Here is a 13,251-nt window from a genome sequence, read left to right on the forward strand (position 1 = left end):
TGCGGTCGCGGAAGCAACCTCTTCGAAGGAGTGGTTACGTCCTATGTTTTTCGGATTGAGCTATGAATACCTGCTGCTGATCGTGGCCACGCTCGCCATCGGCGGGCTCGCCACGTGGTACGTGAACTCGCAGCTTAAGAAGTACACGAGGGTGCCTATTTCCAACGGGCTCACCGGCGCCGAGGCCGCGCGCCGCATGCTCGCCTACTACGGCGTGACGGACGTGGCGGTGCACCGCGGCGGGCCGGGCCAGGACTTCTTCGACCCGCGCACGAACTCGGTGACGCTCTCGCCCGACGCGTTCGACGGGCGCTCCATCACGGCCACGGCCACCGCGTGCCACGAGGTGGGGCACGCCTGCCAGTACGCCGAGAACTACGCGCCCATGAAGATCCGCGGGGCCATCGTGCCCGTGGTGAACCTGGCGTCGAACGCGTGGATCTTCCTGCTCATGCTGGGCATCATACTGGTGAGTAATCAGCTCACGACGCTCGCCATCGTCATGTACGCCGTGGTGGTGCTGTTCCAGCTGGTCACGCTGCCGGTGGAGTTCAATGCCTCGCGCCGCGCCATGACCTACATGGACACCATCGCGCTGCCGCAGTCCGAGCAGGGCGGCGCGTTCAGCGTGCTGCGCGCTTGCGCGCTCACCTACGTGGCGGCGGCCCTCACGTCCATCCTGCAGCTGCTGTGGCTGCTGGGCCAGCGCCGGGAATAGCGAGGCGTCCATGGGGGATCGAGGAGAAGGAGGGCGCGCGGCCCTGGCCGACGCGCTCGAACGGGCGCGCGCGGCGACGGCAGGGGCCTCCGCGCCCGCCGCATCGTGCGCAGCCGCGCCGGCGCGCGGCGAGGACGGGTCGGATGCCGAAGGCGCGCCCACGGCGCTCTCCGTCTCCGCGGCCATGGCCCTTGCGAAGGGCGCGCTCGAGGGCGTGGTCGTGCGCCTGGTGGGCGAGGTGTCCGAGACGAGCAGCAAGCGCGGCTACAAGGCCGTGTACTTCACGGTGAAGGACGCCGACGCCGCGCTGCCCTGCATGATGTGGATGGGCCGCTACAAGGCCTCGGGCGTGGACCTGGCAGTGGGGCAGCTGGTAGAGCTGACCGGCAGGTTCACGCTGTACGCGGCCAAGGGCCGCATGAACTTCGACGTGTTCTCGATCGAGCTCGCCGGCGAGGGGCGCCTGCGCGCCCAGGTGGCGGCGCTCGCGCGCAAGCTGGAGGCCGAGGGGCTCATGGACCCGGCGCGCAAGCTGCCCATCCCGCAGTTCCCGCTGACCATCGGCATCGTCACCTCGCCGCGCGGCGACGCGGTGCACGACATGCTGCGCACGCTGCGCAACCGCTTCCCCGTGGCGCGCGTGTTCGTGGCGGGCGTGCAGGTGGAGGGTGCCCAGGCCGCCGCCAGCATCGTGGAGGGCATGCGCTGCCTGTACCGCGCCGGCGTGGAGGTCATGCTGGTCGGGCGCGGCGGCGGGTCCTACGAGGACATGATGCCCTTCAACGATGAGGCCCTGGCGCGCGCCATCGCGGCGTGTCCCATCCCCGTGGTCACCGGCATCGGGCACGAGCCGGACACGTTCATCGCCGACATGGTGGCCGACCGGCGCGCCTCCACGCCCACCTATGCGGCCATGGCCGTCACGCCCACGCGCGAGAGCTTGTCGGAGCTGTTCTGCGCGCATGCCCGCTCGCTGTCCATGAGCGCAGGGCGCGCCGTGGAGCGGACGGCCGCCGAGGTGCGCCGCTGTGCCGAGCGCCCCGTGCTCCGGGACCCGAACCTGCTGCTCGCCGCTCCTATGCAGGGCGTCGACCTGGCCTCGGAGCGGCTGTTCCGCGCCATTCCCGCCAACCTGGAGCGCGACCGCGCCACGCTCGACCGCCAGCGCGAGCGCCTGGCGCGCCTTCTGCCCGAGGGCGTGGCGCGCGAGCAGGCCGCGCTGGAACGGTGCCGGGAGCGCCTGCTGCCGGCTCTGCCCGCCAACCTGGAGCGCGATCGGGTGCAGGTCGGGCACGCGCGGCAGCGGCTCGCGTCGCTGGGGCCCGGGCTCGTGCCCCGGTTCGGCCAGCAGGCGGCACTGGCGGCCGCGCGCCTCGAGGACCTGTCGCCCCTGTCCGTCATCGGGCGCGGCTACGCCATCGCGCGTACCCATGAGGGCGCCGTGGCGAGGAGCATCGAGGACGCGCCGCCTGGCTCGGCGCTCGAGGTGACGGTGTCGGACGGCGTGCTGGCGTGCCGCGTGGAGTCGGCTCGGCGCGAGGATATCGAGATGATACTATGGGAGGATGATGATAATGGAGACAGGTGATCGCAAGCCCATCGAGGAGCTGACGTTCCGCGAGGCCATGGGCGAGCTCGACGGCATCGTGCGGGTTCTGGAGAGCAACTCGCTGGAGCTCGAGGACAGCCTGGTCAGCTACGAGCGCGGCGTGGCTCTGCTGCGCGCGCTGCAGGGCCGCCTGAACGAGGCGCAGCAGAAGGTCGAGGTGCTGATGGGCGAGCTTGAGGGCGAGGTGGACGACGCCACGCGCGACGCCACGCTGTCATAGGCTGACGCCGCCTCCGACGGGGCGGCGCACGGAAGGGAAGGAGAGGGCTCCATGCGCAAGGAAGACTGCCTGTTCTGCAAGATAGTGGCGGGGGAGATCCCGTCGACGAAGGTGTACGAGGACGATCGGGTGCTCGCGTTCGAGGACGTGAATCCCCAGATGCCGGTGCACACGCTCATCGTGCCGAAGAACCATTACGACAACATCGGCGACGGCGTGCCCGACGAGGAGCTGGGCTACCTGTTCAACACGGTGCGGAAGGTGGCCGACATCAAGGGCATCGCCGAGAGCGGCTACCGCGTGATCGTGAACACGAACGACGACGCGCAGCAGTCGGTGCATCACCTGCACGTGCACGTGCTGGGCGGCGCGCCCATGAACTCGGGCGACCCCTCGCAGAAGTAGCACGGCGGCAACGAGCGTGACAGGGCCCCGGGGCGGCGTCAGGCGGTCATTGCACGGTTGGCGTTTGCCAGCTCCGATTGTAGCGCCTCGGCCGGCGTCTTCCAACCGAGCGTCTCCCTCGGCCGCCCGTTGAGCTGATCCTGCATCGCCCGCACGTCCTCGTCGCTCACCTCCGAGAACCTCGTGCCCTTCGGGAAGTACTGCCTCACGAGGCCGTTGGTGTTCTCGTTGGTCCCCTTCTGCCAGGGGGAGTGGGGGTCGCAGAAGTAGACCTTCACCCCCGTCTCGAGCGTGAACCTCGCCGCGTCGGCCAGCTCGCAGCCCTGGTCCCAGGTGAGCGTCGAGAGCAGCCCGTCGCGCACGGCGCCCGGCACCTCGGCGCACATCTCCACGAGCAGGTCGACCACCGTCTTCGTGTCGTGGGCCATGAGGCGCCGGGCGACGAGGAAGCGGGTCCTCCTCTCGACGAGCGTCACGAGGCAGCTCGCCAGGTCGCCGCCGACGACGAGGTCCCCCTCCCAGTGCCCGGGCACCGCGCGGTCGGCGGCCTCGGGCGGGCGCTCCGATATCCCGCACCCCTCCACCCAGCTCCTGCCGCGCGGGCGGGCGGGCAGCCGGGATCGCGGGGCCCTCCTCTTCCTCCCGGAGCGGAGCGCCTGCTCGACGGCCACCTCCTGGCGCAGGGACCCCCTGCCCTGCACGTAGAGCGCCTGGTAGATGGCCTCGTGGCTCACGCGCATCTCCTCCTCGTCCGGGAACTCCTCGCGGAGCCTCATCGATATCTGCCTGGGCGACCACAGGAGCGCGAGCTTCGAGGCGACGTGGCCCCGCAGCCGCCCCTCCTCCAGCTTGCGCGCCTTCGGCCTGCGGGCGCGCCTCCTCGGGTCGTAGGCCCCCTCGGCGCACCGGGCGAGCTCGCGGGCCACGGTGGTCCTGTGCACGCCCACCTTGAGGGCGATCTCGGAGGGGCCGCATCCCTGGGAGCTCATGGCCGCGATGTAGGCGCGGTCCTCGAAGGAGAGCCTCTGCCTGGCGCTGCGCCCCTGCGCTATCTGCCGGTCCAGGTCGACCCCGTAGTCCATCGGCGCCACCATCCTGTCAGGAGGCTCGTCCATGCGGCTCCAGGAGAAGACGGCGCCGCGGCCAACCCCGCACGCCTCGGCGGCTCCCCGAACGGTGTCGCCGAGGCGGAGCCTCTCCTTGACGGCGCTCCAATCGTCAAGCGTGTACTTCCCTCCCATTGCACCACATCCTAAGGTCGTGTGCAATGATCGGTTGAAACCGCCCGGGGATATCGTCACATTCACGTTCGTCTTGCCTGGTCGTGATACGTTGCGGATGCGACAGTATCCGCAACGTCTCCTTGTCGCGCCTTTTAAGTTTGCTCACCCCGGGGGCAGGTAAAAAAGGCGGTGTTTGAGGGCCCGGCGCTCTGTCGCGCCGGGCCCTTTGCTATGCTGGCCTTGTCGTTGGGCGCGGCTCGGGGCCCCGCCCGCCTGTCAAGTGCGAGGAGGTGGGCGCGTGCCCGGTTCGGACAGCTCGGCGCTCACCGTCGAGGAGCTGCTCGCGCTCGCGGGCCGTCTGCCGAAGGACGAGGAGGAGCCCGCAGAACGTCCCGAGCCCGTTGACCTCGCGTCCCTGCCCTCGCTCGAAGAGGCGGCCGCGGCGGCGGGCGCGGCGGCCGCCGACCCTGAACCCGACCCCAATCTCGGCTCCGCGCCGTTCCCCGGCCCCCTGCGCGACGCCTCGCCGTTTTTCGACGCCGTGCCGCGAGGCCTTGCCGATGGGCTGCGCGACGCCACCGCCGCGCACCGCCGTACGCTGGGGATCGCCCTCGCCGTCGCGGCTGGGACCCTCGCCCTGGCGCTGGCCGCCGCACTACTCGCCGCCCTCCTCGCGCCGCCGTCCGCCGGCCCCGCTCCCGAAGCCCCCGAGGCGCCCGCACCGTTCACCGAGCCCGCGCCCCCGGAGCGCCTCTTCCTGCGCTACACGGTGGACGGCGGGGACGGCTCGTCGCACCGGGTGACCGAGACCGTGACCCTCGATGAGGACGGCCTCTGCGCCGCCACCGAGATGGAGGCCCGTTTCGACGACCCCGCCCTGGCCGCCGCGTTCGCCGCTGGTCTCGAGCGCGATTTCGGCGCGCGCTGCCTGAGCGCGGAGGTCGAGGGAGGGGAGGTGCATGCGGTGCTCGACGTGTCGTCGCTCGGCCTGGACGCCGCGAGCTACGAGCGGGCCGTGCGGTCGGCCTCGCGCGACCTCGAGGCCGACCTTCCCGGCTCCGCGCGATAACTCACCCCCTATCAGCTAAAACGCCTTTTCTCTCCCCCCGTCATATATAAACGGTGAAGGCCGGCGACCCCGCACGCCCGGTGATGGGGCCGTCAAATTAGCCCCCTCAACTGCTGGTTTACACCAACCCCCTGTTCATAACGCTCGGAGGCCCTCGGTTCCGCGCCAGGTCGCCGACCTGCGAAGTCATCATCGGGGGGCTATACTGCGGTCGAATTTTCAGGCGTGCGCCCTCGCGGCGCGCGGCGGAGGCGTCGAGGCGAGGAGGTGGTTCGCATGGAAGACGAAGGGGCCGGCGAGGGACGGCGGGACGGGCGGGAGCCCGTCGGGAAGCGCCGCCGCGAGCCGGCCGGGGTCGAGGGGCGCCCGGGCGGACGGCGCAGGCGAGCGGCCCTCGCGGCGCTTGCCCTCGTCCTGGCCGCCGCGGCCCTGGGAGCGCTCGCCCTCTTCGGGCCGGGCGGCCTCGAAGACGGCTTCTTCGACGATCGTGCGAAGGAGGGGCAGGCCCCCTACAAGAGCGCCGAGGAGGCGCAGGCGGAGCTCGACCGCGTGGTGGAGGAGGGCATGTTCGGCATCTCCATCGCCAGCGTGATCCCCTTCGCCGACGGCGCGTCGGAGGGCACGGCCTACATCGAGAACGTGCCGGGCAACCGCTACCTCATGCGGGTGGCCATCGTCCTGGACGGAACGGGCGAGACGGTGTTCGAGTCCAAGGCGCTCAAGCCGGGCACCTACCTGGAGACCGTCGAGCTCGCGAGCGACCTCGACCCCGGCAACTACGCGGCCACGGCCACGTTCACGGCGCTCGACCCGGAGTCGCGCGAGGAAGTGGGCAGGGCGGGGGCCAAGGTCACGCTGTCGGTCGAGGGATGAGCGGGACGGCCGTAGGGCCGAGCACACCGCCCGCGCCCCGAGCGCGCGGGCGGGAAAACCAACGAGAAGGAGGAAAGCCATGAGCAGGGAGATTTCGAGAAGCGCGGGGAAGGCGGCCGCGTGCGTGGCGCTCGCCGCCACGCTTTCGCTGGCGGCGCTGCCCGCCTGGGCCGCGGGCGACCAGCCGGCCAACACCAGCAAGGTGCAGGTGACCACCACGGTGGACAACCTCGTGGCGGACGTGCCGGTGAACCTGCCGGTAGAGGTGCTGGCGACGGGCGGTGCGGCCAAGACCGTCCCCACGAATTACGTGATCAAGAACAACTCGGCCTTCCCCATCAAGGTGTCGCAGGTGCAGGCCGCGGCCGTCGAGGGGTGGACCATCGCCCCCGCCGCCCTCACCGCCGAGTCGACGTCGACGAACACCATCGGCGACATCTACCTGAAGCTCACGCCAACGGGCAAGGACGGCGTCGTGCTGAACACGAGCGCGGTGTCTCCCACGGGCTGGTCGATGGCCGGCAAGGCCGACACGGCGAACTCGCAGCTCGCCTTCGGTATCGACTGCTCGGTGAGCCAGCTCAAGAAGACGTTCGAGACGGCCGCCGAGGCGCTCACGGTGACCTACGTCGTGGAGCCCGACCCCACGTACGCGGCGTCTGTCGCGTAGCATGGATGCGCGGGACGACGGCGCCGCCGCGGCCGAGGAGGGCCGAGCGCGCCGCCGGGGGCTGCTCGCGCTCGCGGCGGCGATCGTCCTCGCGGCTGCCCTCGTCGCGGCGGCGCTGCTGCTCGCGCCGCGGGCCGGGGTCGTCCCCGAGCCCGGGCGCGACCCCAACGCCGCGCTAGGGCAGCTGGCCGGCAAGAGCCCCGAGGAGGTGCAGGAGGAGCTCGACCGCATCGTGGCGGAGGGCATGTTCAGCATCTCCATCGCGAGCCTGGTGGAGGCGACGCCCGACGGCGAGGCTGAGCTGCGCATCGAGAACGTGCCGGGCAACCGCTACCTCATGCGGGTGGAGCTCGTGCGCGACGACACGGGCGAGACGGTGTACGCAAGCGGCCTCATCGAACCGAACAGCCACATCCAGCGCGCGCCGCTCGCCATGCGCCTGGAGGAGGGCACCTACGCGTGCACCGCGGTGTTCACGGCGGTCGATCCGGAGACGGAAGCCGCGGTGGGTACGGCGGCGGCCGCCGTTGAGGTGGCGGTGAGGCAGTGAGCGGGAACGGGGGCGATCGGCCCGCAGTCTGACGAAGGAGGAAGCGATGAGGAGGTTCGCGCTCGCTGCCGTGGCGGCACTGCTCGCGGCGTGCCTCGCCGCGCCGGCTCTTCCGGCGCAGGCGGCGGACGGCGCCGGCTCGCCCGACCGCGCGACGGCGATCTCGACGGTGCGCGTGCTGGTGGCGGGGCTGCGCATCGCGGCCGTGACCGACGACATCGCGGTCTCGCTCGAGCAGATCGAGGCCGATCCCGACACCTACGTGCTGCGCGCGGAGGCGGCCGGCGCGACGGGCGCGTGCTCCTTCACGTGGACGCGCACCTCGGACGGCGCGCCCGACGGCTTTTCCTGGGCCGGGCCGGAGTGCCGGCTGGCCGACCACTTGGAGCTGCTCGAGCGAGGGCGCTCCTACGTGTACGAGGTGGAGGCGCGCGACGGGTCGGGCGCGGTCGCGCGGGCTTCGGTGCGGGTGATTGTGGTCGACGGCTACGCCGAGCGCACCCTCTCGGCCGCGGGACTGACGGTGACAGGGTCGATCCACGCTTCCGCCGCGCTGGAGGCGCGCGTGCTCGCTCCCGACGACCCCACACGGGACGCGCTCGCGGAGGTGGCGGGGGAGGCCCGGGTGGCGCGCGCCTGGCATGCGGAGCTCGCGGGCGCGCCGGAGGGCATGCCTCCCTTCGTGGGCACGCTCGAGGTGCGTGCCCTGGTTCCGGGTGCGGGCGAAGGCGCTGAGGTCGTCGTGGTCCGCCGGGACGCGTCGGGCGCGACGTCGGTGTCGCGGGCCGCGGCGGGCGGGGGGAGTGTCACGGTCCTCGCCACCGGGTTGGGCGATGTGGCCGTGGCGCTGCCGGGTGGGGGCGGGCCGGTCGACCCGGGGCCCTTCGTCACGGTGACCGTGGACGTGCGCGGCAGCGCCGAGGCGGGGAGCGGCGGCACGGTGTCGCCCTCGGGCACGTTCGTGGTGGCCACCGGCTCGTCGCAGACGTTCTACGCCTATCCCGACGAGGGGTACGACCTGGACGCGGTATTCGTGGACGGCGTCGAGGTGGAGGCCTTCCCCGTGAGGGCCGGCGGATCGCCTGCGGCCCGCGCGGAGGCCTTCTCGGCCGCCTCGCGTAGCGTCTTCCTGCGAGTCGCCGCTGCGCCGGAGGCTGCGCCCCTCGCGGAGAGGGAGGCCCGGCCCGGAGGGCACGGGGCCTACTGGTTCACCGTGCGCGACCTGCGCGAGGACACGGTCGTGGAGGTGCTGTTCAGAAGGCTCGGGGCGAGCGAGGATCCTGGCTCGAAGCCGGTCGCCACGCACGTGGTGCGCGCGAGCGCCCAGGGCGGCGGCACGGTCTCGCCCGAGCGGGCGGTCGTGCCCGACGGCGGCTCGGCCTCCTTCGCGCTCCTGCCGGAGGCGGGGTTCCGCCTCGCACGGCTGACACTCGACGGGTCCGACGTGACCGGCCGGGCGTCCGGAGGCTGCTTCACGGCGGAGGACGTGCGCGCCGACGCGGAGCTCGTGGCGTCGTTTGCGCCCGTCGGCGGCCCGGACGAAGGCGGGGGAGATGGCCCCCAGGACGGCCAGGGCGACGACGGCGGGAGCGGGGTCGACCGGCAGCCGGCCTCCGCCGCCGAGGGGCCGCGGGACCCGGGCGGCCTCGGGGCCGCGCACACCGGCGACGGCGCAGCGGCGCGCGCGTTCGCGTTGGCCGCCTGCGTCGCGCTCGCCTCGCTACTCGTCGCGCTGCGCGCCGCGCGTGCGCAGCGCAGGGAGCGGCTCCGCCCGGCCCTTCCGAAAACGGAAGGGAGGACGAGTGGAAGGAGAATACGATAATGCCGCGCGTGAGCAACAGGGAGGTTCAGGAGAGCCGTATGCGGGTGCTCGTGTTCCTCGGGGAGCGGACGAGGGGGCAGAAGTGCCCCGTGTCGCTGTCGTACCGCGTGATATCCCAGACCACGGGCCTGTCGCGGGTGCAGGTGCGCAGCATATGCGGGTACTTGGAGCAGAAGGGACTCGTGCGGCGCGTCGCCTCGTTCGCCGAGGACGGCGGGCAGCGCGCGAACTGCTTCTCGATCACCCCGCGGGGCTGGAAGCGCCTGCGCGAGTACGAGCAGGTCGTATGACGGAGGCGAAGCGTCCGCGTGCATGCCTCCGCGCGGCGTGCGCACAGGCCCTCGCGCTGCTGCTCGCGGGAGCGTCCCCCTCCGCGGCCCTAGCCAGCGCCCCCGGTCCGGGGGCGCTGGACGACGCGGCAGTGTGCATGGAGCGCCCCTCCGCCGAGGAGCCCGAGGCGCCAGATGCCGAGGAGCCTTCGGAGGCGGGCATAGAAGCGAGCGAGCCTGCAGCGCCGTCGGGCAGCGTCGAGGCACCCGACCCGGTGGCGACGTTCGCGCTCCAATCGCCGGGTTGTTCGCAGTTCGGCGCCGAAGGCTCCCCGCTCGCCCCGTCTGCAGAGCGCCTCGCGTTGAGCGGATCCTCGCCATCTCCATTCCAGGCGCCGTTCCTGGGCGCGGCTGCCGTCTTCGCCGCGGCTTCTGCCGCGCTCGCCTTTGGCGGCATGCGTCTCGTGCGCGCTCCCTGCCCCCGCGCCTCGTATCACCATGACAGAACGAGAGGAGAGACATGTCCGAAACCGAAGCGGCGCCCACCCTCACGCTCAACGACCTCGTGAGGGCCGCGCGCTCCGAAGGAGGGAGTTCCGACGAGGAGGAGACTCCCGTGCCATCGTTCGACCTCGCCGCCGCGCTCGGCTACCGGCCAGACGCCCCGGTCGAGGGCGCCGCTCCCGTCCCGGCACCGCCGCGCGCGGCCGAGCCGTTCGACCTTGCGCGCGCTCTGGGCTACGAGCCCGGGCCGAAGCCCGCCGCCGCGCCGTCCGCGCGGACGGCGCCTGCGCACGAGGATCCGCCTGCGCCCGCTCCTTCCTTCTCCGAGAAGCGCCAGGATCCGGTGAGCTTATCCATAAGGGGGCGCTATGCCGACATCGGCGTGCAGGTCCCCGCACGTTTCCCCAAGCCGCGTCCGCCTGCTCCCGAACCTGCGCCGAAGCCTGCTCCCGAGGCGGTGACGGCGTCCTTGGGTGCCAATGCCGACGAGCCGGCGGGCCAGCTTGCCCTGCGCTATTCGGGCGGGGGCGGCGAGGCGCTCCTGCTGCTCTTGCAGGGCTCGGGTCGCCTTGCGGAGGGAGTCGCGTCTGTCGGGATCGAACTTGTCGATGATCCGCGCCCCGCTGCTCCCGAGCCCGCCGGTGCCTCCATGCCCCTGGCTCCAGCCGTGCCCATGTCCCGGTCTCCGCTAGCAGCGCCGGTCCAGCGCGTTTCCGCGTTTAGTCCTTCTGCCGCGCAGACGCCGCCAAAGGCGCGCCTTAAGGGCGCTGCAATGCTCGCGCTCGCCGTCGCCTTGCTCGCGCTCGCCGTCGCCTGTCTGGTTGTGGCCTTGGGAGGGGTTGATCCCGCCGCATTTATGCTCCTGTAGCACGCCGTATCGCTAGGCGCGTTGACCAGTGGACCCTCGTCGTGCCTTCCGCAACGAGAAAGGAGGGCGGCAATGTGTGTGCCGCCCTCCTTTCTCGTCTTTCCGTCACCGTCTTTTTTGCAGGGATCACGCTTGCGCAGCGGGCTTCATCACCTTGTCAGTGACTTCCAGAAAGGCGCTGTACACCTCGGGCGCCAGCATGACGCAGGTGATCTGATTGTCGGTGACGAGCATTTTCACCTTGTCCTCGCGGATGCCCTTCACGAACTCTGCTTCCTTCGCGCGTCCGAGGTCGTCCGAGGTCAACAGCAGTTTGGAAAGGTCGTTCAAGCGGGGCAGGTTCATGTCGGCAGCCATGGCTCTCCTTCTTCTCGTGGGTTCCTCCGTAATCCCCATTGTACGTTCGCCCTAAGCCTTATACAGCCGTATCCGCAGGTGAATGCTTGAAAACCAGTAAATATACCTCACGGGGGGGAGAGCAAACATCCCGCGCTCTCCTCGGTACCTTTTCGGTGAGCGGCTTGCCGCTTGCCGACAGGACGGTGCGTCTGCATCCGGGCGTTCCGAAGCGCGCCTAAAATAGGTGCTTTAGGAAAGCGAAGGAGGCAGGTCGTTGAACGTTCTCGTAATCAATGCAGGATCATCTTCCTTGAAGTACCAGCTGGTGAACGTGGAGCAGCACGAGCTGCTCGCCAAGGGCATCTGCGAGCGGGTGGGCTCGGCAGAGGCCTTCCACAAGCATGGCCTCGACAAGAACGAGGAGGTCATCGATGCGAAGATGGCCGACCATGACGACGCGATGGCGCTCGTCCTGGAATCGCTGACGAGCGGCCCGACGAAGGCCATCGACTCGCTCGACGAGATCGACGCCGTGGGGCACCGCATCGTGCAGGGCGGCAAGTACTTCGACCGCTCGGTGCTCATCGACCAAGACGTCATCGACAAGATCGACGAGCTGGCCGAGCTCGCCCCCCTGCACAACAAGGCGGCGCTCATGGGCATCAACGCCTGCCTCAAGCACATGCCGGACGTGCCGATGGTAGCCGTGTTCGACACGTCGTTCTTTCAGACGCTGCCCCCCAAAGCCTATATGTACCCCCTGCCCTACGAGCTGTATGAGAAGTACGCCATTCGCAAGTACGGCGCGCACGGCACGAGCCACCGTTATATCTCCGAGCGCGCGGCTGTCGTGCTGGACGAGCCGCTGGAGGACCTGAAGCTCATCACCTGCCACCTGGGCAACGGTTGCTCCATCAGCGCTATCGACCACGGAGTGGCCGTGGACACGTCCATGGGCCTCACGCCGCTCGACGGCCTCATGATGGGCACGCGCTGCGGCGCCATCGACCCGGCCATCGTGCCGTTCGTCATGGAGCACGAGGGGCTCTCGGCCGTCGAGATGAACGATCTCATGAACAAGAAGTCGGGCCTTTTGGGCATCTCGGGCATCTCGAACGACCTGCGCAGCGTGCGCGACGCCTCCGAGAAAGGTGACGAGCGCGCCATGCTGGCCTACGACATGTACTCGAACTCCGTGAAGAAGTACATCGGCTCTTACATCGCCGTCATGGGCGGCGTGGATGCCATAGTGCTCACGGCCGGCGTCGGCGAGAACTGCGAGAAGATGCGCCGCATGATTTTTTCCGGCCTGCAGCCGCTCGGCATCATCCTCGATGAGGAGAAGAACCGTCAGCGCGGCTTCGAGCGCGAGATCTCGTCCGAGTCCTCCCAGGTGAAGATCATCATCATCCCCACGAACGAGGAGTACATGATCGCACGCGACACCTATGACATCGTCCACGAGCAGATGCGCGTCGAGGGCGACGTCTTCGACGAGGAAGCGGTGGCCGTGTAGGGCGCGTTTCGCTGTCGAAGTCTGATCTGGGATAGGGCCCCGTGCGACGCACGGGGCCTTTTCGCGTCGGCGGCCGTCCTAGGCGGTAGGTGAAGCCCCTTTCCCGTGCCCTGCATCGCGACGCTTCGACGTTTCGGCCCCTCCGAGTCACCGTTTTGGCCTCTCTGAAGCTCTTCCAGCTCTTTTAGGAGAGAACGGTTTTCGGCGACCTGGGCAAATGTCGGCGGACGCCCCGGCATGCCGTCGCGAGCGGGCCTCGACCCGTCTAAAACGCTTCAGAGCGGCCAAAACGGTGACTCGGAGGGAGCTTTTCCGCGAGGTTGGCCGTCGTACGCAGCGGTGACACAGGACGGGGACACAGCGGTGACGCAGGATGACGCAGGACGGGGATAACGTCATCCTCTGCGTCATCCTGCTGACGTTGCCCCCTTCCTGCGTCCCCCTGCGTCATCCTGGTTCTTGTGGATAAAAGCGAAGGCTATGGTAACGAGAGCTGCGCCGGATGCTGCAAGGTCGGCTCTTTAGGCCGCATAACTCCAGGTCGCAGTTCTCGATAGGGGGAGAGGCCCCCTTGAGCGTTGCCATAGGCAGCGTCT

At 70.0% G+C, this 13,251-nt stretch carries 14 protein-coding genes; 12 read left to right on the forward strand and 2 right to left on the reverse strand.

Going from position 1 to position 13,251, the window contains the following annotated elements:
- Nucleotides 1-43 precede the first annotated feature (43 nt).
- The 4 genes from LB310_RS12185 to LB310_RS12200 are packed head-to-tail and all read left to right on the forward strand — an operon-like array spanning nt 44 to nt 2,952.
- On the forward strand, nt 44-718 hold the full coding sequence (locus LB310_RS12185; protein WP_087192147.1) for a zinc metallopeptidase: 675 nt from the start codon (nt 44-46) through the stop codon (nt 716-718).
- Between the two features lie 10 nt (nt 719-728).
- Complete coding sequence (gene xseA / locus LB310_RS12190; RefSeq protein ID WP_123674521.1) at nt 729-2,306, forward strand: exodeoxyribonuclease VII large subunit; 1,578 nt, start codon at nt 729-731, stop codon at nt 2,304-2,306.
- The gene (xseB, locus tag LB310_RS12195; protein ID WP_087192149.1) at nt 2,293-2,547 is read left to right on the forward strand and encodes an exodeoxyribonuclease VII small subunit; all 255 of its coding nucleotides are present in this window, start codon (nt 2,293-2,295) and stop codon (nt 2,545-2,547) included. Before xseA ends, xseB begins: the two co-directional genes overlap by 14 nt.
- A gap of 51 nt (nt 2,548-2,598) precedes the next feature.
- Nucleotides 2,599-2,952, forward strand: a complete 354-nt coding sequence (locus LB310_RS12200; protein WP_123674520.1) for a histidine triad nucleotide-binding protein — start codon at nt 2,599-2,601, stop codon at nt 2,950-2,952.
- A 38-nt stretch (nt 2,953-2,990) separates the two neighbouring features.
- On the opposite strand, the gene LB310_RS12205 is transcribed toward LB310_RS12200, so the two are convergent.
- On the reverse strand, nt 2,991-4,193 hold the full coding sequence (locus LB310_RS12205; protein WP_301155107.1) for an IS30 family transposase: 1,203 nt from the start codon (nt 4,191-4,193) through the stop codon (nt 2,991-2,993).
- Nucleotides 4,194-4,473: 280 nt separating this feature from the next.
- Between LB310_RS12205 and LB310_RS12210 the strand changes: the two genes are divergently transcribed.
- The 7 genes from LB310_RS12210 to LB310_RS12240 all read left to right on the forward strand — a co-directional run bounded on the left by LB310_RS12210 (nt 4,474) and on the right by LB310_RS12240 (nt 10,800).
- Nucleotides 4,474-5,244, forward strand: a complete 771-nt coding sequence (locus LB310_RS12210) for a hypothetical protein (RefSeq protein ID WP_123674710.1) — start codon at nt 4,474-4,476, stop codon at nt 5,242-5,244.
- A 276-nt stretch (nt 5,245-5,520) separates the two neighbouring features.
- A complete protein-coding gene (locus LB310_RS12215) occupies nt 5,521-6,117 on the forward strand; it encodes a flagellar protein FliS (protein ID WP_301155108.1) in 597 nt (198 codons plus the stop codon).
- Nucleotides 6,118-6,196: 79 nt separating this feature from the next.
- The gene (locus LB310_RS12220; protein WP_123674708.1) at nt 6,197-6,787 is read left to right on the forward strand and encodes a hypothetical protein; all 591 of its coding nucleotides are present in this window, start codon (nt 6,197-6,199) and stop codon (nt 6,785-6,787) included.
- Between the two features lies 1 nt (nt 6,788).
- Nucleotides 6,789-7,337, forward strand: coding sequence for a hypothetical protein (locus LB310_RS12225; RefSeq protein WP_123674707.1), 549 nt, complete (start codon nt 6,789-6,791; stop codon nt 7,335-7,337).
- Between the two features lie 46 nt (nt 7,338-7,383).
- Nucleotides 7,384-9,159, forward strand: coding sequence for a hypothetical protein (locus tag LB310_RS12230; RefSeq protein WP_301155109.1), 1,776 nt, complete (start codon nt 7,384-7,386; stop codon nt 9,157-9,159).
- The gene (locus LB310_RS12235) at nt 9,159-9,449 is read left to right on the forward strand and encodes a hypothetical protein (protein ID WP_123674700.1); all 291 of its coding nucleotides are present in this window, start codon (nt 9,159-9,161) and stop codon (nt 9,447-9,449) included. Before LB310_RS12230 ends, LB310_RS12235 begins: the two co-directional genes overlap by 1 nt.
- 499 nt (nt 9,450-9,948) lie before the next feature.
- Complete coding sequence (locus tag LB310_RS12240; RefSeq protein WP_301155110.1) at nt 9,949-10,800, forward strand: hypothetical protein; 852 nt, start codon at nt 9,949-9,951, stop codon at nt 10,798-10,800.
- A 126-nt stretch (nt 10,801-10,926) separates the two neighbouring features.
- On the opposite strand, the gene LB310_RS12245 is transcribed toward LB310_RS12240, so the two are convergent.
- Complete coding sequence (locus tag LB310_RS12245) at nt 10,927-11,157, reverse strand: hypothetical protein (RefSeq protein ID WP_123674702.1); 231 nt, start codon at nt 11,155-11,157, stop codon at nt 10,927-10,929.
- A gap of 256 nt (nt 11,158-11,413) precedes the next feature.
- On the opposite strand from LB310_RS12245, the gene LB310_RS12250 reads away from it, so the two are divergent.
- The gene (locus LB310_RS12250; protein ID WP_123674703.1) at nt 11,414-12,655 is read left to right on the forward strand and encodes an acetate/propionate family kinase; all 1,242 of its coding nucleotides are present in this window, start codon (nt 11,414-11,416) and stop codon (nt 12,653-12,655) included.
- Nucleotides 12,656-13,251: the final 596 nt, after the last annotated feature.

The sequence above is a fragment of the Gordonibacter sp. RACS_AR49 genome (assembly GCF_030418435.1).
GTDB lineage: Bacteria > Actinomycetota > Coriobacteriia > Coriobacteriales > Eggerthellaceae > Gordonibacter > Gordonibacter urolithinfaciens.